The organism is Acetobacter sacchari (assembly GCF_017377715.1).
In the GTDB taxonomy this organism is placed as follows: domain Bacteria; phylum Pseudomonadota; class Alphaproteobacteria; order Acetobacterales; family Acetobacteraceae; genus Acetobacter; species Acetobacter sacchari.
Window position 1 is genome coordinate 148,158 of the sequence record NZ_JAFVMF010000012.1, and the last position, 19,179, is coordinate 167,336.

Annotated in this window: 26 protein-coding genes and 1 tRNA gene; 11 read left to right on the plus strand and 16 right to left on the minus strand. The window is 60.5% G+C overall.

Annotated elements, in window-relative coordinates; all coding sequences use genetic code 11:
* Positions 1–75 precede the first annotated feature (75 nt).
* The 4 genes from accD (at position 76) to J2D73_RS12460 (ending at position 5,288) form a co-directional block, all read left to right on the plus strand.
* Positions 76–1,011 (plus strand): acetyl-CoA carboxylase, carboxyltransferase subunit beta, encoded by a 936-nt coding sequence (gene accD, locus J2D73_RS12445; protein ID WP_207881861.1) that lies wholly within the window; start codon positions 76–78, stop codon positions 1,009–1,011.
* 163 nt (positions 1,012–1,174) lie between these two features.
* A complete protein-coding gene (locus J2D73_RS12450; protein WP_207881862.1) occupies positions 1,175–2,524 on the plus strand; it encodes a bifunctional folylpolyglutamate synthase/dihydrofolate synthase in 1,350 nt (449 codons plus the stop codon).
* Between the two features lie 94 nt (positions 2,525–2,618).
* Positions 2,619–3,668 (plus strand): hypothetical protein, encoded by a 1,050-nt coding sequence (locus tag J2D73_RS12455; RefSeq protein ID WP_207881863.1) that lies wholly within the window; start codon positions 2,619–2,621, stop codon positions 3,666–3,668.
* A gap of 108 nt (positions 3,669–3,776) precedes the next feature.
* Positions 3,777–5,288, plus strand: a complete 1,512-nt coding sequence (locus J2D73_RS12460; RefSeq protein WP_207881864.1) for a hypothetical protein — start codon at positions 3,777–3,779, stop codon at positions 5,286–5,288.
* A 44-nt stretch (positions 5,289–5,332) separates the two neighbouring features.
* On the opposite strand, the gene J2D73_RS12465 is transcribed toward J2D73_RS12460, so the two are convergent.
* On the minus strand, positions 5,333–5,980 hold the full coding sequence (locus J2D73_RS12465) for a tetratricopeptide repeat protein (RefSeq protein WP_207881865.1): 648 nt from the start codon (positions 5,978–5,980) through the stop codon (positions 5,333–5,335).
* Positions 5,967–8,291: a TonB-dependent receptor gene (locus J2D73_RS12470; RefSeq protein ID WP_243429902.1), complete on the minus strand. Its 2,325-nt coding sequence runs from the start codon at positions 8,289–8,291 to the stop codon at positions 5,967–5,969. Before J2D73_RS12470 ends, J2D73_RS12465 begins: the two co-directional genes overlap by 14 nt.
* 363 nt (positions 8,292–8,654) lie before the next feature.
* On the opposite strand from J2D73_RS12470, the gene J2D73_RS12475 reads away from it, so the two are divergent.
* Positions 8,655–9,701 (plus strand): aldo/keto reductase, encoded by a 1,047-nt coding sequence (locus J2D73_RS12475; protein WP_207881866.1) that lies wholly within the window; start codon positions 8,655–8,657, stop codon positions 9,699–9,701.
* 35 nt (positions 9,702–9,736) lie between these two features.
* Here the strand turns inward: J2D73_RS12475 and rpoH are convergent, their stop codons facing one another.
* Together rpoH and J2D73_RS12485 are read right to left on the minus strand one after the other, a co-directional pair.
* Positions 9,737–10,618, minus strand: a complete 882-nt coding sequence (gene rpoH, locus J2D73_RS12480; protein WP_026397074.1) for an RNA polymerase sigma factor RpoH — start codon at positions 10,616–10,618, stop codon at positions 9,737–9,739.
* A 247-nt stretch (positions 10,619–10,865) separates the two neighbouring features.
* Positions 10,866–11,843: an RluA family pseudouridine synthase gene (locus J2D73_RS12485; protein WP_207881867.1), complete on the minus strand. Its 978-nt coding sequence runs from the start codon at positions 11,841–11,843 to the stop codon at positions 10,866–10,868.
* Positions 11,844–11,890: 47 nt separating this feature from the next.
* Between J2D73_RS12485 and J2D73_RS12490 the strand changes: the two genes are divergently transcribed.
* Both J2D73_RS12490 and J2D73_RS12495 read left to right on the plus strand, forming a co-directional pair.
* A complete protein-coding gene (locus tag J2D73_RS12490; RefSeq protein ID WP_207881868.1) occupies positions 11,891–12,199 on the plus strand; it encodes a hypothetical protein in 309 nt (102 codons plus the stop codon).
* 110 nt (positions 12,200–12,309) lie between these two features.
* Positions 12,310–12,385 (plus strand) — tRNA-Glu (locus tag J2D73_RS12495).
* Between the two features lie 147 nt (positions 12,386–12,532).
* On the opposite strand, the gene J2D73_RS12500 is transcribed toward J2D73_RS12495, so the two are convergent.
* The 11 genes from J2D73_RS12500 to J2D73_RS12550 all read right to left on the minus strand — a co-directional run bounded on the left by J2D73_RS12500 (position 12,533) and on the right by J2D73_RS12550 (position 16,631).
* Positions 12,533–12,721 (minus strand): hypothetical protein, encoded by a 189-nt coding sequence (locus J2D73_RS12500; RefSeq protein ID WP_207881869.1) that lies wholly within the window; start codon positions 12,719–12,721, stop codon positions 12,533–12,535.
* On the minus strand, positions 12,718–12,966 hold the full coding sequence (locus tag J2D73_RS12505) for an Acb2/Tad1 domain-containing protein (protein ID WP_207881870.1): 249 nt from the start codon (positions 12,964–12,966) through the stop codon (positions 12,718–12,720). Before J2D73_RS12505 ends, J2D73_RS12500 begins: the two co-directional genes overlap by 4 nt.
* Positions 12,963–13,295 carry a hypothetical protein gene (locus J2D73_RS12510; protein ID WP_207881871.1) on the minus strand — a complete coding sequence of 111 codons (333 nt, stop codon included), beginning with the start codon at positions 13,293–13,295 and terminating at the stop codon, positions 12,963–12,965. Before J2D73_RS12510 ends, J2D73_RS12505 begins: the two co-directional genes overlap by 4 nt.
* On the minus strand, positions 13,288–13,491 hold the full coding sequence (locus tag J2D73_RS12515) for a hypothetical protein (RefSeq protein ID WP_207881872.1): 204 nt from the start codon (positions 13,489–13,491) through the stop codon (positions 13,288–13,290). The genes J2D73_RS12510 and J2D73_RS12515 overlap by 8 nt, the downstream gene beginning before the upstream one ends.
* 39 nt (positions 13,492–13,530) lie before the next feature.
* Entirely contained in the window at positions 13,531–13,794 is a 264-nt protein-coding gene (locus J2D73_RS12520) for a hypothetical protein (RefSeq protein WP_207881873.1), read from the minus strand.
* Positions 13,791–14,291, minus strand: a complete 501-nt coding sequence (locus tag J2D73_RS12525) for a hypothetical protein (RefSeq protein ID WP_207881874.1) — start codon at positions 14,289–14,291, stop codon at positions 13,791–13,793. Before J2D73_RS12525 ends, J2D73_RS12520 begins: the two co-directional genes overlap by 4 nt.
* Positions 14,279–14,596, minus strand: coding sequence for a hypothetical protein (locus J2D73_RS12530; protein WP_207881875.1), 318 nt, complete (start codon positions 14,594–14,596; stop codon positions 14,279–14,281). Before J2D73_RS12530 ends, J2D73_RS12525 begins: the two co-directional genes overlap by 13 nt.
* Entirely contained in the window at positions 14,596–15,222 is a 627-nt protein-coding gene (locus J2D73_RS12535; protein WP_207881876.1) for a hypothetical protein, read from the minus strand. Before J2D73_RS12535 ends, J2D73_RS12530 begins: the two co-directional genes overlap by 1 nt.
* 116 nt (positions 15,223–15,338) lie before the next feature.
* Positions 15,339–15,581 (minus strand): hypothetical protein, encoded by a 243-nt coding sequence (locus tag J2D73_RS12540; RefSeq protein WP_207881877.1) that lies wholly within the window; start codon positions 15,579–15,581, stop codon positions 15,339–15,341.
* Positions 15,578–16,423 (minus strand): KilA-N domain-containing protein, encoded by an 846-nt coding sequence (locus J2D73_RS12545; RefSeq protein ID WP_207881878.1) that lies wholly within the window; start codon positions 16,421–16,423, stop codon positions 15,578–15,580. The genes J2D73_RS12540 and J2D73_RS12545 overlap by 4 nt, the downstream gene beginning before the upstream one ends.
* Positions 16,424–16,439: 16 nt before the next feature.
* Complete coding sequence (locus tag J2D73_RS12550; protein ID WP_207881879.1) at positions 16,440–16,631, minus strand: Arc family DNA-binding protein; 192 nt, start codon at positions 16,629–16,631, stop codon at positions 16,440–16,442.
* Between the two features lie 11 nt (positions 16,632–16,642).
* On the opposite strand from J2D73_RS12550, the gene J2D73_RS12555 reads away from it, so the two are divergent.
* From J2D73_RS12555 to J2D73_RS12570, 4 genes are all read left to right on the plus strand, one after another.
* The gene (locus J2D73_RS12555; RefSeq protein WP_207881880.1) at positions 16,643–17,092 is read left to right on the plus strand and encodes an Arc family DNA-binding protein; all 450 of its coding nucleotides are present in this window, start codon (positions 16,643–16,645) and stop codon (positions 17,090–17,092) included.
* Between the two features lie 43 nt (positions 17,093–17,135).
* Positions 17,136–17,414 carry a hypothetical protein gene (locus J2D73_RS12560; protein ID WP_207881881.1) on the plus strand — a complete coding sequence of 93 codons (279 nt, stop codon included), beginning with the start codon at positions 17,136–17,138 and terminating at the stop codon, positions 17,412–17,414.
* Between the two features lie 410 nt (positions 17,415–17,824).
* Positions 17,825–18,040, plus strand: a complete 216-nt coding sequence (locus tag J2D73_RS12565; RefSeq protein WP_207881882.1) for a hypothetical protein — start codon at positions 17,825–17,827, stop codon at positions 18,038–18,040.
* Between the two features lie 518 nt (positions 18,041–18,558).
* Positions 18,559–18,849 carry a hypothetical protein gene (locus J2D73_RS12570; protein WP_207881883.1) on the plus strand — a complete coding sequence of 97 codons (291 nt, stop codon included), beginning with the start codon at positions 18,559–18,561 and terminating at the stop codon, positions 18,847–18,849.
* Here the strand turns inward: J2D73_RS12570 and J2D73_RS12575 are convergent.
* Positions 18,824–19,179 (minus strand): hypothetical protein (locus J2D73_RS12575; protein ID WP_207881884.1); only part of this gene is annotated, 356 nt, incomplete at its 5' end. The genes J2D73_RS12570 and J2D73_RS12575 overlap by 26 nt on opposite strands.

Genomic DNA, 19,179 nt, shown 5'->3' on the forward strand with positions numbered 1-19,179 from the left:
CACAGCGCCCAAACATTTAACAAGCTGAGGCCACGGCCGCCGCTATGGCGACAAGGCCGCAGATGGAGTTCAGGCATGAGCTGGCTGACCACATATGTCCGCCCCCGGATCAGGGGGCTCCTCAACCGGGAGGTCCCCGATAATCTGTGGACCAACTGCTCCTCCTGCCATCAGATGGTGCTGAACAAGGAACTTCGGCGTACGCTGAACGTCTGTCCGCATTGCGGCCACCATATGAAGGTCGTGGCGGCGGACCGTCTGGAATGGACGTTCGACAGGGACAGCTACACGCTGATCGAACTGCCTAAGGTTCCGAACGACCCGCTCGGCTTCCGCGACCAGAAGCGCTACTCCGACCGCCTGAAGGACGCGCGCGCGAAGTCCCACATCAATGAATCGCTGGTGGTGGCCCACGGCAAGATCACCGGGCATCCGGCCGTGGTCGCCGTGCAGGCTTACGAATTCATGGCGGGCACCATGGGCTCGGCGCTGGGCGAGGCGTTCCTCGCCGCCGCGCGCCTGGCAGTATTGCAGCGTTCAGCGCTGGTCGTGTTCACCGCGTCCGGCGGCGCACGCATGCAGGAGGGCCTGATCAGCCTGATGCAGATGCCGCGCACGACCGTGGCCGTGCAGATGCTCAAGGACGCAGGCCTGCCCTATATCGTCGTCCTCACCGACCCGACCACGGGCGGCGTCACCGCGTCCTTCGCGATGCTGGGCGACGTGCAGATCGCAGAACCCAAGGCGCTGATCGGTTTCGCCGGCCCCCGCGTGATCGAGGACACGGTGCGCGAGAAGCTGCCCGAAGGCTTCCAGCGCTCCGAATACCTGCTTGAGCATGGCATGCTGGACATGGTGGTGGAGCGCCGCGACCTGCGCGCCACGCTGGGCAGGGTGATCGGTCTGCTGACGAACGAGACGCCGGAACAGGCGTCGCCCGCCCCCGAAGGAGCGCCGTCTGGCGGAGCGACGCCCCAGCCCGAAAGCGGAGCCGCGCGCACGGCGGCCTGAGCGCTCGTCCTACAGACGCGGAGTTGGGGGCGAACGCCGTCACGCCGCCTGTAGGAGACGTGCACGGTTCAGACGACGGCACCGGCTATTTTTCGCCGCCTATGGACAATCACTGGACGCGTCCGCAACCGGCGGCGGGCGGATCCAGAAGCGGACAAAACCGATGACCCAGCCTCCCTCGCAAGCCGCTTCTCCTTCGACAAAGCCCTCCGGCGGCGGACTCGGCGCAGAGTTCACGGGACGCACCGGCGTCGTGCTTGAGCGGCTGAACCGGCTATACCCGGCGCTGATCGACCTGTCCCTCGGTCGGCTCGAGGCGTTGCTGACGCGTCTCGGCAACCCGGAGCGGCGTCTGCCGCCAGTGATCCACGTCGCAGGAACCAACGGCAAGGGCAGCGCCTGCGCCAATCTCCGCGCCATTGGCGAGGCCGCGGGATGGCGCGTGCACGTGATGACCTCGCCACACCTGATTGATGTTACGGAACGGTTCCGCATCGCCGGAAAGCTGGTGAGCGAAGATGAACTGACCGCCGTCCTGGAAGAGATCGAGCAGGTCAATGACGGCGCCCCGATCACAGTGTTCGAGGTGCTGACCGCCGCCGGTTTGCTCCTGTTTTCACGCCATCCGGCCGAACTTGCGGTGATCGAGGTCGGACTCGGCGGTCGTTTCGACGCGACCAACGTACTGGCGCGCCCGGCGGCCTGCGCGATCACGTCGATTTCCCTAGATCACGAGGCCTTTCTCGGTTCGACGCTGACCGCCATTGCGGGAGAAAAAGCCGGGATCATCAAGCCCGGCGTTCCCTGCGTCACCGGGCGGCATGGCGCCGAGGTCATGGCCGTGCTGGAGCATGAAGCAGCGGCGCGGGGCGCACCGCTTTTGCGGCAGGGGCATGAATGGCTACTGGAGGCTGCCGGAGCTTCTGGCGCGCTGCGCTATCGCGACCACCGGGGCGCGCTCGACCTGCCCGCCCCTGCGCTGGTGGGCGAGCATCAGGCCGACAACGCAGGCCTCGCCGTCGCAGCGTTGCGCGCGAGCGGCCTGAACCTTCCCGATCAGGCGTGGGGGGGCGTCGGGCGGGCGCGCTGGCCCGCACGGATGCAGCGGCTCGACGGCGCGCTGGCCACGTCCATGCCCGATGGCTGGGAGCTTTGGCTCGACGGTGGGCACAATCCCGGCGCGGGCGAGGCTCTCGCACCATTTCTCGAGCGCTGGAGCGATCGACTGCTGCATGTGCTAGTCGGCATGAAGCAGACCAAGGACGCGCGCGGCTTCCTCACGCCCGTCGCCCGCCATGCGACAACGCTGTGGGCAGTCGCTGAGCCCGGACAGCATCTGGCGCTTCCTGTCGAAGATATCGTCGCCGCCAGCGGCGGCGTCGCCCGCGTCGGCCCGACCATCTCCGCCGCGCTGGCCGCTCTGGCGAAGGAGCCGCCTGCGCGCGTGCTGATATGCGGCAGCCTCTATCTCGCAGGAGAGACGCTGAAGCTCGACGGGTGGCGAGCGGAATAAGCCCGCGTCAAGATTAGCTTAACCGCACGCGACTACATCATGACGCTCGCCGGAGATTCGATCCGGCTCGGTCCATGATGAGAACGAGGCGCGCGTGCGCAAGATTGCTCTGTGTTTTGGCGTCGCCGCCTGCTCTTTGGCCCCGGTCAAGGCTGCGTTCGCCCAGTTCGCTCCCAGCCACACGACGCAGTTTCTGGACGAGCGGCGCGACGACGAACTCCGTCACCGCGACATGGCCCGGATGCTGATGACCATGGGAGAAAACCCCGGTTACGTGCGGCCCCTGGTCGACGCCGCCGTCAGCCCCGACATCACGCCGTATCGCCCCATGCCCGTCCATCGACGCGCCTATGGATCGTGGATTCCAGCTGTCGTGCAGGTGAACCGCGAGATCGGCCTGTCGATGACGGGCGCGTGGAACAACTACAAGGAGAAGGGGTTGTACCAAGGCCCCTTCACCGGATACGACAGGGAAAACGGATGGGTTCCCGGTTTTCAGGCGGACGTTGCGGCGATGTTCGACACATACGAAGTCGAACATATCTTCCTCGCGTTGCATTTCGCGCTTGGCGACGGATCGGTGAAATATCGTGGTTCCGCACAATCCTTTGCAACCGGGGCGATAAGCCCGTTCAACTCCACCAGCGATTCCCTGACGACCGACACACGGCTTGAGGTCGGCAAGGGTATCATGGTCACGGATCGATTCATGATTACGCCTGCGATGCAGGGCGGCTACTGGTCATGGCGGCGCGCTGTCGGCGGCTCCGATACGGTCTCTGGATCTACAGAAACCTATGGAGGGTTCCTGGCCGGAATCACAGTGCGTCTCGATTACGCGCTGACCGATGCTTTCGTTGTGCGGGGACGTCTCGGCTGGGCTGAACTTGTGGGGACACGCATGAACGCCGTCGGGCAGGACGGCACGTTCCATCTACGCCCCCGGCCCGAATGGGAAGCATCCCTGGGCTTCGATTATCGCCTGATGGCGGCGTTGCATTGGACGATCGAGGCGGAATACCGTTACCGCTCCTTTGGCAGAAGCCAGAACCTCCTTTACCGGCATGCGCTGTGCTGCATCTATGAACCGAGCAGTTGGAGCAATGGCGTCCAGCTTCGCACCGGCCTGGCTTATGCGTTCTGAGCCCGGCGCAGGCGGCCCGCGACATTGCTCCCCCCGGACCCTGGGTTCATAAGAGCCCATCCCGGCGCTCAGGCGCCGCCCTGTTGCTGACCGGAGTACGCCGAGCCCATGCCAGAAGCCCCACCGCGATCCCTTTCCGGGTCGCTGTTCGTCATGCTTCTGCTGGGCGTCGCGCTGTCGATTATCGTCATGATCGGTGGAGCGGTGCTTGCGCTGCCCACGCATATTCCGATCAATTACAACGAGGGTTGGAACGCCTATGCGGCGCTCAGGGCCGTCGGACTTGGCGGCGGGCCGCTCTACCCCGCTCCGGGAGGCCTGATTTTCAACAACTACCCTCCTCTATCTTTTCTGATCGTCGGCGAACTGGGACGGTTCAACGGCGACATGATTGTTGCGGGCCGTATCGTGGCCCTCGTCGCTCTGTTCATATCGGCATTTCTGACTTTGGTGATCGCTCGCCGGTGCGGCGCCACGCCACGCGGCGCCTTGTGCGCCGCTCTCCTGCCCCTGCTCTACGTGTCAGCCTTCAGCCATGACTACGTCGCGATGGACGACCCACAATGGCTGGGCATCGCGTTGATGCTGGGCGGGGTCACAATCTTCCTCGGTCACGCCGGAAATTGGCGACTGATTGCGGCGGCGGCGTTGATGGTGACGGCCGGATTGGTGAAGCACAACCTCATCGCGTGGCCCCTCGCCATAACGATGCAACTGGGCGTCGACGCCTTCGGATCAAGTACAGCCGATGGCAGGCGCTCTGCGCGAACACGCTTGTTTATCTGGCTGGCAAGCGCCAGCGCATTCGTTCTGTTCGCCGTCGGCGTGTGCGTAGCGACTTATGGCCCGGAATTCCTCATCGCCCTGCTCCGACATCCCCGTGTCGTCGACCCGTCGCTGGCTCTGCGCGGGATGCGCCGTACGTCTGAAATTCTGACGCTCGCTCTTGTCGCCACGACTCTGGCGCGGCGGGCGAGCCCGCTTCGTCACCGAACGTTCGCCGTCAGCGCAGCTATTTTCGCGGTGGCGTCAGCCCTGCTTCAGAGATGCGGCGAAGGCGTCGCCCTGAACGCGTGGTTCGAGGCGCTTGTCGCCCTGTCCATCCTGACGGGCGTGGCGCTCTCGCCTCCCGCAACGCCTTCGGGCGACACCAGGAGAGAACGCAGCGCCGTCGTCCTGTTGCTGCTTGCGATTGCGCCGTTTTTGATCGGTGCGCCGGTACTTCTGCCGCGGGGCGTAGCCGCTATCGCCTCCGTTGGCCGATCTTCATCGGAATGGAACACGTTCATCGCCAAGATTCATGATGAGCCCGGCGACGTGGCCTGCCATATGAACGCGCTTTGCTACTGGGCGGGAAAGAGCAACCAGATAGACGTCTTCAATTACGCCGAATATGTCCGGCGAGGCGGCTCGGATGCGGCGTTCCGGCAGTTGCTTGCGAGTGGGCGACTCGCCATGTTCGTGCTGCCCGCCACATTCGAGCAGCCGCAGCGGCGTGGCCGCCCGGAGCCGGAAAAGCAGGGTCAGCGGAAGCTCCTGCAGCCTGTGCTCGACACCTTTCGCGCAGCCGATGTTTCGCCAGATGGACAATCCCGGCTGTATCTGGCTCCACGGCCCTAAACGCCGATCCGTCCGCCGATGCCAACGGGCGCACCCGCCACTCGCTACGCGTTGACCCGGCGCTCCAGGAACGCGTCCATTTTTTCGAGAAATTCTTTCGTCCCCATCTGACGCGCCATCGCTACGTAACGCTCCGCCTCTGCGTCGCGTCCCTCCTGAAACAGAAAGCGGGCGAGGTTGAAACAGCCACGAAAATCTCCGCACCGCGCCGCGCGTACGTAGTAGGCGCGCGCGCGGCGCAGGTCTCGTGCGACGGCCCAGCCATCTTCATAAAACCCGCCGATAATGTTGAATGATTTACAATGACCGAGCGCAGCCGCACGCCTGTACCATGCGAGGGCGGCGGGCAGATCTTTCTCTCCTCCCCACCCCAGTGTCAGACCCGTGGCGAAATTATACATCCCCCAGTCCAAACCTGCTTGGGCTGCGCGCTCATACCACAGCATTGCGGTATGCAAGTCGATCGCAACGCCCTTGCCGAGTTCACAGCTCCTGCCGATCATGTTGCATGCCATCGGCGTTCCTTGCGCTGCGCTGGCCAAAAACCAGCGCAGCGCCGCGCTTTCGTCACGCGCAACGCCCACGCCGTTGAGCAGCATTTGCCCCAATGCAAGTTGTGCTTGCGGATCACCGGAGCGGGCCTGTCGGGCTACGTCGCCAAACAGGACCTCCTGGGCTTCAGAAGTGGGCATTCAGGGTGACGTAAGCAGTGCGACCAGCAGCCTGCATCGCGTAATGCGTCGTATACGCCTGATTGAAGTAACGTTTGTTGGCGATGTTCTGAATATTAAGCTGCAGAGCGTAGTGCTTCATGAAATGGTAACTGGCCATGAAGTCGAAGCGCCAGTAGCTGGGAACGAATTTGGGGACGGTGGGCGAATCTGTTCCGTACACCTTGCCCATGTAGTAGGCGCCGCCGCCAACTTTAAACGCCGGTGTTATATTGTAGGTCGTCCAGATCGACAGGCTGTGCTCCGGCACGTTCGGCGCGCGACGACCGTTCATAACACCTGCCGCACTGCCGCTGCCGCCCGCCTGCACCAGACGCGCGTCGAGGTAGCTGTAACCCGCCGTGATCGCCCAATCACGAGTGATGTTTCCTGACACGCCAACCTCGCCACCGCGCGTCCGCTTGCTACCGCCGTTCGAAATGCCGCCCGTCGCTGTAGTTATTTTGAAATTCGTTGTATCTATCTGGAACAACGCGCCGGTAAGCGTCAGACGATCGTGAAGAACGTTCCACTTCGTTCCAACCTCGATCGTACGATCCTTTTCTGGCTTCAGCACGTTGCCGACGTTTCCTGAACGATCCGCCCCAAGAGAAATGTCGTCAGAACCTTGCCCAACGGAATTTCCCGGAGGGATCGCCGACGTTGCGTAAGAGGCGTAGATGGAGCCGTTTCGGGCGGGTTTATAGACAAGCCCTCCCTGATAGGTGAATAGATTGTCGCCACGGCCGTACTCGCCGGTTGACGCTCTGTATGTGCTCTGCACGTTATCCAGCCGGACGCCAAAATTGGCGAGAAGTTGCGGCATGAACGTAATCGTGTCTGTAAAGTAAACAGCTTTTGTATCCATGCGCGTGCTGTTTGGATTTCCCGTGCGCCGCAATTGCCCGGTCCACAAATCATTCCCGTTGGGGTTAGTCAGGCTCGTGCAGGTGTGGGAAGAAAACGCCAGAGCAGTCGCGCAATGCGTAAAATTCGTCCCCGACGTGACGCTCACGCCGTTCACATAGGCCGTATAGGTGTCGTTCTTGCCTTGCTCGCGCGTGAATTCCGTTCCCGTCGAGAACTGATTTCTGAAGCCTAGTAAATGAAAGACGCCGTAGAAATCCGTCTGGTTCGTCGCGGTGTCAAATGTCGATATGCGGCTGTTCAAACGTCGATAGACATATCCGTAATAGATATTGCCCTGACTGTCGTCCGGCATGGTCCAAGCGTCGTTCTGCGTCGTTTCTGAATAGCGCGTAGTGTTTCGTATATGCAGGTTACTGCTGAAATCATGCTCCAGGCGCAACGTCCCCATATCGATTCCATCCTGATTGGAATCGCGGCTCTCAAGACCATACCAGGTGTTGAACGGAACCTTGACCGGGGCGCCGCTGCCAGCGACGCTGACGCGCGCGGCGCCGCCAGTCCGAGCGTTGAACGTCGGATTATCATACGGAATGCCGACATCCGGAAGGTCGTCATTCTGCATGTGATAATACATGAGGGTGATGCGGTTCGGCGTTCCAAGACCGAAAGAGAGCGAGGGAGCCACGCCGTAACGCCTGTAATGTGAGGGGCCGCGCCCGGCCTTGCCCTCATCATCGCCCATAAGGTTGAGCCGGAATGCGCCCGTATCGGAAATTCTCCAGTTTCCGTCGAAGGTTCCGCGTTTGTAGTCCGCGTTTCCGAAACCGAGACTGGCTTCGATCGACTGTTTGAGTTTGGGCATTTTGCTGTCGATGACGATGGCGCCACCTGCTCCGGCGCGTCCGCTGATCGCGCCAGAGTCTCCTTTGATGACCTCTACGCTTTCCACATTGAAGGTTTCGCGCGACTGCGCGCCCACGTCTCGCAGTCCGTCCACGAAAGTGCTCGACTGGGCGTCGAAGCCGCGCAGGAACGGCCGGTCTCCCACCGGGTTTCCTCCCTCACCCGCGCCCAACGTGATGCCGGGAACATTCCTCAAGGCGTCGACAAGCGTATGGGATGCGGTTTGATCAAGCAATTCACGAGAGATAATCGAAACACTTTTCGGCGTATCCAGCAGAGGCGCCGTAAATTTCGGCGAGCGATGCTGCCATTGCCCAACGACATCTATTTCTTCGTGCGCCGGAATAGCCTTGCCCTGTTCGATATCGGCTGAGTGATGGCGCTTCTTTTTCTTGTCGTGTTCCAGTGTATCTGCGGCCGCAGCAGCGTGAGCGCCGATCATTACAGCGACGCTACAGATGGCTGGACCGGACGCCGCACTCAACAGGGAGTCTACGCAACCCTTTGTTTTCATGTTCATTTATCACGCATTCCGTACGAATGACATACAATGTCACGAATGATAATCATTATCATCTGTGTCGTTACTGTTCGCATTACAGAATGTCAATCGCGATTGCAGGATGCACCGCCCGTTTCGGCCACTGGATGCCTCGCAGCCACGATCACAGATAACCCCGGAACTCGCCGCCTCCGTCTGACGCAAACCACGCGGAGCGCGTGATAACCTCATCAGACGTCCGCAGGGAAACCCCGTTCCCCGGAGGCTACTCGAGGACGACTTGCGCCATCGCCGCATTGGACGCGATACTGTTTGGCTTCGGCAGTCAGACACTCCGCCCCGTCGGCTGCCGCATACCACTGGCTACGCGGAAAAATTGATATGAAGCAACGTGAACTCGGCCGCACCGGCGTCATGGTGAGCGAGATATGCCTCGGCACCATGACCTTCGGGCAGCAGAACACCGAGGCCGAAGGCCACGCGCAACTCGACGTGGCTCTAGATCATGGCGTCAACTTTATCGACACTGCCGAGCTGTATTCCATCCCTCCGCGCGCGGAGACCTATGGCGCGACGGAAACAATCATTGGCAGTTGGCTGAAAGCAAGAGGCGGTCGGGACAAACTGATCATCGCCAGCAAGGTCGTGGGACGCGGGACAAACCCGTGGTTCAGACCGAACGGCGAGCCGACGCGCCTGATCCCGTCCCAGATTCGTTACGCCATCGAAGGATCACTGCGCCGTCTTGGGACCGATTACATCGATCTGTACCAGCTACATTGGCCGGATCGTAAAGTCGGGTTGTTCGGCGACGGTGGCACGACGTTCCGCGACGTACCTATGGAGGACGAAGTGCCGATCGAGGAAACGCTTGGCGCGCTCGAAGACCTGGTCACGCAGGGAAAAATTCGTCACGTCGGTCTTTCAAATGAGACCGCCTGGGGCGTATCGCAATTCATTGCGGCCTCTAAAGCAGGTGCGCCTCGCGTAGCGTCCATCCAGAACGCCTACAACCTGATCAATCGGACTTTCGAGATCGGACTCGCCGAAATAGCGATCCGCGAAAAGGTTGGGCTTCTGGCCTATTCGCCTCTGGCGCAAGGGTACCTGACGGGAAAATACCTGAACGGCGCAAAACCTGCGGGCGCGCGCACGACCCTGTTCAACCGCGGTCAGCGCTACGAAAAGCCGGGCGTCGATGTCGCCATTGAAGCGTATATCGCACTGGCGCGAGGGGAAGGGATAGATCCGACGCAACTGGCGCTGGCGTTCGTGACGTCACGGGCGTTCGTCACTTCGAATATCATCGGGGCGACCAGCGTGGACCAGCTTCGCACGATTCTCGGATCGGTCGATGTGACGATCACGCCGGAACTGGAGGCGAAGATCAACGCCATCCATCAGGTCCACAGCAACCCGGCTCCCTAAGAAGCCGCGTGAGCGACGCGCCGCCGGCGGCCCTTTCAGGCCGCCGCGCCGCGTCGCTCCTCGATTTCCGCCTTCATGTGAGCCTGCACCTTTTCGAAGGCGCGGGTCTCGATCTGACGAACGCGCTCACGCGACACACCGTAGTGCTGCGCCAGTTCTTCAAGGGTCTTCGGGTCGTCCTTCAGACGCCGCTCCTCGAAGATGCGCTTCTCCCGCTCGTTGAGCGCACTCATCGCATTAACCAGAAGCGCCTTTCGATCCGAGAATTCCTCGTGCTCGGCCAGCGTGTCTTCCTGGCTTTCGGCGTCGTCGACCAGCCAGTCCTGCCACTCCCCGTCGGCATCCGCACGAAGCGGCGCGTTCAGGCTGTGGTCGCCGGAAGCAAGGCGACGGTTCATGTTGATCACGTCGTCTTCGGGGACGCCCAGCGCCTTGGCGATGGCGTCCACCTGCTCTGGCTGCAGGTCGCCCTCGTCGATGGCCTTCATCTGACCTTTCAGGCGGCGCAGATTGAAGAAGAGCTTCTTCTGCGCCGACGTCGTGCCGATCTTCACCAGCGACCAGCTGTGAAGGATGTATTCTTGAATCGCCGCGCGTATCCACCACATAGCGTATGTGGCGAGGCGGAAACCACGCTCCGGATCGAAGCGGCGCACCGCCTGCATCATGCCGACATTGCCTTCGCTGATCAGTTCGTTCAGCGGCAGGCCGTAGCCGCGGTAGCCGAGGGCGATCTTGGCGACGAGACGCAAATGCGAGGTGACGAGTTTATGGGCGGCTTTCACGTCGCCGTTGTCGCGCCAGCGGCGGGACAGCGACGTTTCCTCTTCCGGGGTCAACAGGGGATACTTGCGAATCTCCTGCAGATACTGAGAGAGGCTGGTATCGGGACCTACTGTAAGGGCGGACGACGCCATGGTAGGATTCTCCTTTCTCTCCCGATAGCAAGGGCGTGGAGACCGACTTCGTAGGGGACTGTCGGAGACACGCGCCTGCGTGATCGGGACACGCTGGGACTGGACACATCGTTCCCGGCCTGCGTCCCTCCGTTGAGCGAACGAGACCGGAACGTCCATTCCGGCGGCCGCATCGGCGCGTCGAAAAGACAACCGATTTCTAGGGCGCTGCCTCCAAAAAGTCAAGATTTACAAGAAATCTAACTCCTTAACTTTCTGCAAGCTGCAGTTCAAGCGCCCGAAAGTCTTCTGGCGGCATAGTTTCGAATAACAGCGCTTCCCCTGTGCGTGGATGAACGAATCCCAGTCGCGCCGCATGCAACGCCTGCCTAGGAAAATCGAGCGCCGTACCGCGCGCTTCGACAGGCAAACGTTTGGCGACTGCCGGAATGCGCCGCAGATACAGAGGGTCGCCAATCAGCGGATGTCCGTTGGCGGAAAAGTGGACGCGTATCTGATGGGTCCGGCCTGTGGCCAGCTTACACTCCATCAGCGCCGCACAGGCGTTGAAGCTTTTCAGCACCTTGTAGTGCGTGAGGGCTTCCTTCCCTCCCCGCGCGACGATCGCCATCCGTTTGCGGTCGGCTTTGTCCCGGCCTATCGCGCCCTCGTAATCGCCATTTCCCGGGGAGGGCACTCCCCAGCACAACGCGAGATATTTCCGGTCGATTCGTCGCGCCGCGAAATCGTTCGACAGCGCGACATGCGCCTGCTCCGTCTTGGCGACGACCATGACGCCGGACGTGTCCTTATCGAGGCGGTGCACAATGCCGGGCCGCCGCTCCCCGCCGATACCCGAAAGGGAATCGCCGCAATGCGCCAGCAGCGCGTTGACGAGCGTGCCGGTCTCGTTGCCCGGCGCCGGATGCACGACCAACCCGGCGGGTTTGTCGATCACGATCAGATCGCCGTCCTCATACAGAACTGGCAAGGAAATGTTCTCCGGCTCAGGCGTGGAGGGCACTGGCGGCGGGACGCTCAGCACCAGCGTCGCGCCAATACGAAGGGAGTCGGCAGGTTCGTGAACAGGCGCCCCGTCCCGCGTCACATGGCCAGCTTCGATCAGCGCCTTGATCCGTGAACGTGAAAGGTCAGGGAACGCGGCGGCGAGAGCCCGGTCGATCCGCTCTCCGACGTGCTGCTCTGCGGCCACCAGGGTGCGCAGATCTTGGCTTGAAACGGTCATGGAAGGTCTCTACAGGCCGCTTGATCGAACGGAAAGGCGTATCTGGGATGGAGCAGGGTAGCGTGGCGCACCGAGGGCTTCTAGCCGCCGTGATTGGCATGGGCGCGATGATCGTCGTTGGAACTGTAGTTTTATTAGTGGTGGTCGCGCATCGGCTGTCGCACCCCACAAGGCCAGCCACCGCCCAGAGCCTCTCCGCCTCGCTGCATGAGCCGGAAGGTAGCCATATCGCTGGAATCACATGGCGCGACGGCGACACTTTGGCTGTGCAGCTCACGGGTGGCGGCCCGGACCGCGTGATCCTGTGGGACGTGCCCCACGGGCGCGAAGCCGGTCGGTTGAGCATTCGGCCCTGAGGCCGGTCATGCACTCATCCAGAAAGCACCCCAGCCCCGTCCTGTGGAATATTTTTTCCTGACCGCTTGTGTCCGACGTCGGGTTCGACTAAGAACCCGCCACGGCCAATGTCCCATTCGTCTAGAGGCCTAGGACGCCGCCCTCTCACGGCGGCAACAGGGGTTCGAATCCCCTATGGGACGCCATTGATTTTTCAAGAGAAATTGAATTATCCACAGGTAGCGTAAAGGTCCAGTTGGACCATTACTAAAGCCGCCCCGCCGCCTGACACAACGCGAACAGCGCGAGCAGCAGAAGCCCCCACGCCGCCGCGCCGAAGATGAGCGTCGCTGTCACGAAGACTGGATCGACGCGTTCGTTGTGTCAGCCGCCGCAAGCGCTGCGGCGATCTGCGCGTCTGTCGGGCCATCGCCTGACTTCGACGCAGCGATGGCGTCCTCGATCACGGAGACGATATTCGGCACCTCTTCCGCCATCGCTACGACAAGCTGCACGATGGCCGTGATTGCTGCGGTGTTCATGATGTAAGTTCCTTGATGGCCCACATGATAGATTCTTCGAGGGCCGTGATGCCGAGGGATCGGTAACGTCCCGGCTTTACGGCCTCGATCAACTCCTCAAGCTCAGCGGCCTTACTCTTGATAGCGTCATGCAGGGCCTTTTCTTCGTCGGAAAGGGCGCGGTAACGTGGACGGAAGCGAGAAGTCACTTCATTCCGCTCTGACGACTGGCGTGCATCAGGCGTTCCGGTGAATAGGTGGTTCACTGCGCGGTCGCTCCCGTGCTGGTCGTGGAAATCTTCGCCTCAAGCGCCGCGACCGCCGCTTCCGCCGCGCTGATCTCGACGGCGGTCAGCACGTCGCCGGATTGCAGGTCCGCGCCCAGCGGGTCGATGACCTTGATCGCGTCGGCGCTGGCCGTCTTGATCCCGGCTTTGATCGTCGGGTCCGCGCTCGCCGACTGCGCGTAGGCCAGAGCCAGCGGCGCGGTGGCGTTGTATGCCTGGATGGTGTCGTATCCGGCCTTGCGCAACGTGGTCTGCGACGTGCCGCACGCGGCGAGTAGCAGGACCGGCAGGAGGAACGCCTTACGCATTGGTCGCGGTCTCCGTCTTCGTGGTCAGGGCCTTCTCAAGCGCAATGCCCGCGCTGATCAGATCGGTAACGGCAGACTTCGCGCCTGCGACGTCGCACGTCGGGTCCAGCTTGTTCAGAAGCGCCTCGACGATGACCGGAACGATCTGAGAGCCGAGGTTTTCGAGAGTGGCGATGGTGGTGTTCGTGTCGCTCATGGCGATATTTCCTTGCTGTGTTTCGGATGGCCCGCGCAGTCACGTCGGCGCGTCAGGCGGGGGTTTCGTGTCGGCGACCGGGCGGATGTGGTTCGTGGCCCATCCGACGTTTCCGGCGAGCGCCGTCATGATCTGGTAGAGACCGGTCCACCGGCTTGCCGGCAGCGGCGGCTCGATTGCAGCCGACAGCACGACGCAAAGGATGATCAGCCCGGCGGGATAGATCGCGTATTGCGCCGGGATGAAATCCAGAAACAGCGCGACGCTGCCAGTGCTGACGCCGATCTTTGCGATGTTGTTCATGCGTCAATCGCCTGCTGAAAGAGCGCGATCCGGCTGGCGTCCACCGCTCCCGCTCCGAGCGCCGTGTTGTATGCCGCTTTCCAGACCGTGCATTGCGCCAGCGCGTCGTTTCGCGGCGGGAGTGCGACAGGCGAGCGACGGATAAGGATGGTGGTCATGGCCGCCGCGTAGGCGTCGCTCTCGATCATCGCGCGGGCGTTGCCGATGGCGACAGACTTGAACCGCGCCGGAAGATATCCGCGAACGACTTGCGCCAGCGCCGGGCGCGCGGTCAGGTAGTGCAGCCAGATATCATCATGAGTCGATGGCTCCATCTGCCAGAAACCGAAAGCAGGTCCGCCGCCGGACTGCACCTTGGCCCGATACCCGCTCTCGACGTTTCCGATGCCCGTCGTGATCTGGATGCGCGCTATCATATCGCCTGGGAGGTCCAGCGCCTGCACGACTGGCGCGATCACGTAGCGCTTGAGGTCGGAGAGGACGGTCAATGGACCCATCCCATCTGCTTGGCGATCGTGTAGGCCGTGACCAGCGCCCCGAACAAACTGCCACTACTGACAATAGACCACAGTTTGATGCCGTATTTAACGGCCCCAGCTTGTTCAGTCTCGCGATCTTCCCGCTTTTTTTCGCGATCAATCAGGAAATCAAGCTTCCGGTTGCTCTCCTGCGCGCGGATTTCGCTGGTCGCTTTCCACGCCGTAAGGTCATGCGACAGCGTGTCGACTTTCGCCTCAAGCTTGTCGAATTCGCGCGTTGTCGCGAATGGGCTGCGGATGGAATCCGTGTCGGGCGTGTCCATTATTGCGTGACAGCCATGGTGCTGGTGTTAAGCACGATAGGGAGCCACGTCAGCGTGCCGGACGAATTGCTCGTGCATACGGCAAGCATTCCCGCGTTCGTCGCCGCTGACGTGCTCGTATCAAGATAGATGTTCGTCCCGGTGTTCGACTTGCTTACGGTGCCCCAAATCTTTGTGGCGTCCGTCACGTAGACCATGGAGCCCGCAGAGCACGGAGACGGGAGCGCCGCATATTTTAAGGACTCAACACGCAAAGGCCCCGTCATCGTTCCGCCCGCCAGCGGCAGATACGTCGCAGCCGCGTGCGCGCTGGTCTCGTAACTGGAGAGAGTCGCCGTCAGGTCGGAGGATTTTACGTAGGCATCCAACGCCGATCCGAGATTGACGTAGAGCGGGTTCGCCTGCGTGCCGACACGCTGCCCGTACGAAAATAGCTCGACAGGCGCACCTGCCTGCGTCGCGGCGCCAGCAGTAGGGATCGCGGATGACAGGGCGGCGATTAGGGGATTGGATGATGTGCCAACGCGCTGCCCATAACTGAACGCCTCAACAGGTGCAGCGGCGCGCGTCTGGCCAAATGCAGGAGCGCAGAGCAGGAATGTGGATATGGCGAGTAAACGGCGCATGGCGGCAATCACGAATACAGATTGTGCCGTCACCAGCATGCTGGCCGTGGGTTGAGCCTAGTACTCTCGGGAGTCGGGCGCAAGGGGAAAGAGCCCCAGCTAAGGGGCTCTCCGTTTTACGCGGGTTCGAGAGCGCGAACTTTCCTGTCTTCCTTGAACCCGAACTCACGATGCAGACACGTCAACGCCTGCATGACGTTCGGAGAAAGCTGGTGCGTTGGCGTCGCTCCTATCCGCGCCAGATGCAGCTTGCGCAGTTCAGCGGTGAGCAGTTCGCTCCACCCCGGAACATTCGCCATTGTCAGCGCCCAATGGTGGTCGAAGTCGACGCCGGGATTGGCGACTGTCAGCGCGGTCATAACGCTGGCTCCGGGGTCTTGGCGAAAGGGGCGGTTGCGCGAGCAGTCTCCTGTTCGGCGCGTGACAGGTTCTTGCCAGCAGTAAAGTAGACGCGTGATGTTCCGGTGCCGCCCGCGATAGAAACGTCCGTGACGATCTCTCCCGAGGACACAAGATTGTTGAAGACTCTCCCACGCTCTTCTTTCGCCGGGACAAGCTCCTGAATGGCGCGCGTCGCGGCGGAACGATGAACCCTCCCCTTCTCCCGCAAAAGTTCCCGCACCAGATCGCTGGCCTGTTCAAGGCGAGACTTCACGACGGGAGCGGGTTTAATCTGCGGATCGTATTTCGCCATCGTGTCGAGGTTGGCCAGATGCGCCATGACTGGCTCAAGGTGCTCCCGCAGGGCCTTGTTCACGACGCCCTTCACGATACCGCCAACGACCGTCCGAACGGCGGCTTCCAGTTCAGCGACCGAGACTGAGGACTGAAGCTGCCTGCCCTCCATCTTCTCGCGCGCTGCCGTGTTGCACCACGCATGGAATTCCGGGCTGAGGTATTTCGCGTAGGCAAAACCGATCTGCCAGTGTGCCCACGTTCCGGGACTAGAGCCGCCGCGCTTTGCAACGACCAGACCTCCGTAACTGCTAACCCCTTGATTTTTATCAAAGTGGGCTGGGGCCACTTTGAGGGATTCCGCCAAATATTCCAAAAACCCCTTAGTCCCATCGATAAGCATCCAGTCGGCGGGACGCTTGTTGTCCGGCTTCCCTGCCGCCGACCACATGTCGGTAAGGCAAAGCATCTCATCGCGGATATGGATGGGTGCATTGTTATAGGTGAGTGTGGTAAGATGACTCATGGCTTTGGTTTTCCGATCATTTGCCAGAGGCGTCGGGGTTGCTTCCTAGGGCTCCCGACGCCTTTTCTGTTTCTGCGAAGTGCTTCTCAAAAATCATCACGACTTCAGCATTCATAGTGCGATAGCCCGCACTGGCATCACGCTTCAGCTTGTCGTGCAGTTCAGGCGGAATCCTCATCCTGAACTGAGTCCATTTTTTCGGTTTCATGATCCTTCCTTATGGCCGACGAAGCATCGGCAAAACAGAGAGTGGCACACCGGGTGCCATTGCCGCAAGGGGAAAAAAGCATCACGGTGTGCTCTATGGCCAGAGACGATCCCATGATGCGCTTCAGAGCGCCTGAGCAGCTCAAGCACCTGATTGAGCAATCATCCGCGTCCAACGGAAGGACAATGAATGCTGAAATTGTTCATCGATTGGAAAGAAGTTTTGCACAAGAAGTGTCGCCGTGGGCAGCAAGAGACAGAATAGATAATCTTGATCTTCAATTATTCCAAGCTGAGGCAAAATTAAAATGGTTAGTAGAGAAATGGGATAATCGAATTAAAGATCAAAAACCATTGGGTAATCTTGAGTCTATACTTTATGAGGTTGACATAAGAAGCGCAGAAGATACCATTATTTATTTAAAAAATAAAATAAATGATTTAAAGAATATAGCAGAATAATCCCCCACTCCCGCCGCCCCTAGCCCCGTGCTACACTCCGCCCATGACCGACGAGCCGACCAACCTCATCCTTGAGCAGTTGAAGCTGATCCGCTCCGACATGGCGCGCGATAAGGCAGAAGTGAAGCTCGCCCTGGCGGAACTGACGAAGGCGGTCGCTGATAACACCGCGCATATCAACCGCCTCAACCGGCGCACGAACGAACTGCCGCTCGATCTTGAAACCATGATGAAGGCTGAAGTCATGGGGCGGCTCGGGCGCTACGAAAACGAGATCGACCGCCGCATGGACGAGATTGAAGCCAAGCTGCGGGATCGCTAACCCCCATTGACCCGACTCGTTGCGGGGTGACGATGATGGGGGATGAGCGATAACTCCGACCCCATCGAATTACTTAAGCAGCGCCTCGATATAGTGGCCGCTGAAGCATTCGCAGCACGCACCCTGTCCGAGGCATTGGCGCTAGCTCTTTGCTCTATCGGAAGAGATGGACGGCGCGGCGCGCTAGAGTCGATACTCGCCTGCGAAAACGGTCTGCATACCCGGGTCGTTCTATCGGGAGGACACCGCGACGCCGCATTTGTTCGAGCACTCGAGACGGTTCGCAGCCTCCGATTGAAGCTAGAATCCGCGTTCCCTCCTGATAAGCACGAGCGGCGCTGACTTTTTCGTCTTCGGTCATACCCAGATTCTACTTCCGTTCCGGGCAAAGTACCAGCTAAAAGTGGGGGATGACGGATAAACTGCCCACCCCACAGGACATGGCTGAGGCAATATTCAGCCTTAGCCTCTCGCAGATGCGATCAATCGCCATCATGCAAAGCGTTTTAGAGCAGTATCACGAGCAGATGAGCCCTGAAGCGCGCGAGCGGATCGAGCAATCCCTAGGTGAGTCCTTCGAGACCGCCGATAAGATCAACACTCGCTTCGCGGAGTTCGAGTGGTGATGCCTGATTGACCCACGACCAATTCGACAGCTTCCTCGAACACGCGCTTCTCTACGGCTTCGTGGGGTTCGTGCTGATCGCCTCCATCCCCAACATAATGAGTTGAGGAAGTATCTTCATAATTCCCTTGGCGGCTATGCCGCCTCGTGAAAAGTAATAGATAGGATGCGGCTGGTGTTTATGTATGTTCTGCTCGAAAGATTATTGCCGTCTTTATAAGCGTATATATTTCCGTCGTAATCTCTATGGAAGACCAGAATAAGTGGCTCGTGTGATTGGTCAAAAACAACTGAAAATTTGGCAGTATGATAGTGTCGGGACGCAAGTCCGTTTGCACTCATGCATTCTTCGATGATTTTCTTCAGTGCCGTCTGGTCCATTTAAAATTCCTATGCAGTCTGTGCAGTAATGAACAATCTGACATTGGCATATATCCAAGCTTTAGATAAGGCGCAGACCACAATGCTGCTCTTCATAATTCGTGGCGGATGCGCCCGTATAGGTGTATGGTCGCCGCCATGATCTTCCTCTATCTGGCCGCCATATTCGCATTCGTCGTCTGGTGGGTGCGCGGTAGCGTTTGGCCCGGAGCCTTCCTCGCGTTTTGGTCGGGCGTTGCCATGGTGGTGTTGGCCGCCACCAGCAAAGATGGAATTAGCGTCTTATCCGAAGGAACGGCCCCGGTGATAGTCGCCGTTTTTTGTGTCTCGCTCGCGCCTTGGTATATCCGGCAGACAATTTCCGAACGACGCCGAGCTGCGGAAGAGCGCATGCTCCACGGCGTCAGTTTCCTCTCCCGTAGGGATTGAGTAGCCGGTTATCCAGCGCGTCATAGGTCTTGGCCTGCGTGTTCGCGATGCGGCCAAGCAGACGGTTCTCGACAACCTTCGATGCCGCACTCGCAAGCAGGCCGCCCAGCGCGCCGCCCTCCAGAGCGCCCGCCGCTCCGGCCGCAATCTTAGGCGCGTAGCCCTGCGCCATACCTGCCACGCGCCCGGTCGTGGTCAGATTGATGTTGGTGTCAGACCCCCTCGCCTTCCCTAGGTCGATACGTGACGCAAGGCGCATGTCGTCGCGAAGGTCGGTGAGCGCCTGTATCTGCTCGTCGGTCACGCTGTCTGCCTCGCGCACGCCGGGCT

Coding starts and splice junctions, on each gene's coding strand:
- accD (WP_207881861.1), top strand. CDS start 76: ATGAGCTGGCTGACCACATATGTCCGCCCCCGGATCAGGGGGCTCCTC.
- J2D73_RS12450 (WP_207881862.1), top strand. CDS start 1,175: ATGACCCAGCCTCCCTCGCAAGCCGCTTCTCCTTCGACAAAGCCCTCC.
- J2D73_RS12460 (WP_207881864.1), top strand. CDS start 3,777: ATGCCAGAAGCCCCACCGCGATCCCTTTCCGGGTCGCTGTTCGTCATG.
- J2D73_RS12465 (WP_207881865.1), bottom strand. CDS start 5,980: ATGCCCACTTCTGAAGCCCAGGAGGTCCTGTTTGGCGACGTAGCCCGA.
- J2D73_RS12470 (WP_243429902.1), bottom strand. CDS start 8,291: ATGAACATGAAAACAAAGGGTTGCGTAGACTCCCTGTTGAGTGCGGCG.
- J2D73_RS12475 (WP_207881866.1), top strand. CDS start 8,655: ATGAAGCAACGTGAACTCGGCCGCACCGGCGTCATGGTGAGCGAGATA.
- rpoH (WP_026397074.1), bottom strand. CDS start 10,618: ATGGCGTCGTCCGCCCTTACAGTAGGTCCCGATACCAGCCTCTCTCAG.
- J2D73_RS12485 (WP_207881867.1), bottom strand. CDS start 11,843: ATGACCGTTTCAAGCCAAGATCTGCGCACCCTGGTGGCCGCAGAGCAG.
- J2D73_RS12490 (WP_207881868.1), top strand. CDS start 11,891: ATGGAGCAGGGTAGCGTGGCGCACCGAGGGCTTCTAGCCGCCGTGATT.
- J2D73_RS12500 (WP_207881869.1), bottom strand. CDS start 12,721: ATGAACACCGCAGCAATCACGGCCATCGTGCAGCTTGTCGTAGCGATG.
- J2D73_RS12510 (WP_207881871.1), bottom strand. CDS start 13,295: ATGCGTAAGGCGTTCCTCCTGCCGGTCCTGCTACTCGCCGCGTGCGGC.
- J2D73_RS12515 (WP_207881872.1), bottom strand. CDS start 13,491: ATGAGCGACACGAACACCACCATCGCCACTCTCGAAAACCTCGGCTCT.
- J2D73_RS12520 (WP_207881873.1), bottom strand. CDS start 13,794: ATGAACAACATCGCAAAGATCGGCGTCAGCACTGGCAGCGTCGCGCTG.
- J2D73_RS12525 (WP_207881874.1), bottom strand. CDS start 14,291: ATGGGTCCATTGACCGTCCTCTCCGACCTCAAGCGCTACGTGATCGCG.
- J2D73_RS12530 (WP_207881875.1), bottom strand. CDS start 14,596: ATGGACACGCCCGACACGGATTCCATCCGCAGCCCATTCGCGACAACG.
- J2D73_RS12535 (WP_207881876.1), bottom strand. CDS start 15,222: ATGCGCCGTTTACTCGCCATATCCACATTCCTGCTCTGCGCTCCTGCA.
- J2D73_RS12540 (WP_207881877.1), bottom strand. CDS start 15,581: ATGACCGCGCTGACAGTCGCCAATCCCGGCGTCGACTTCGACCACCAT.
- J2D73_RS12545 (WP_207881878.1), bottom strand. CDS start 16,423: ATGAGTCATCTTACCACACTCACCTATAACAATGCACCCATCCATATC.
- J2D73_RS12550 (WP_207881879.1), bottom strand. CDS start 16,631: ATGAAACCGAAAAAATGGACTCAGTTCAGGATGAGGATTCCGCCTGAA.
- J2D73_RS12555 (WP_207881880.1), top strand. CDS start 16,643: ATGGCCGACGAAGCATCGGCAAAACAGAGAGTGGCACACCGGGTGCCA.
- J2D73_RS12560 (WP_207881881.1), top strand. CDS start 17,136: ATGACCGACGAGCCGACCAACCTCATCCTTGAGCAGTTGAAGCTGATC.
- J2D73_RS12565 (WP_207881882.1), top strand. CDS start 17,825: ATGACGGATAAACTGCCCACCCCACAGGACATGGCTGAGGCAATATTC.
- J2D73_RS12570 (WP_207881883.1), top strand. CDS start 18,559: ATGATCTTCCTCTATCTGGCCGCCATATTCGCATTCGTCGTCTGGTGG.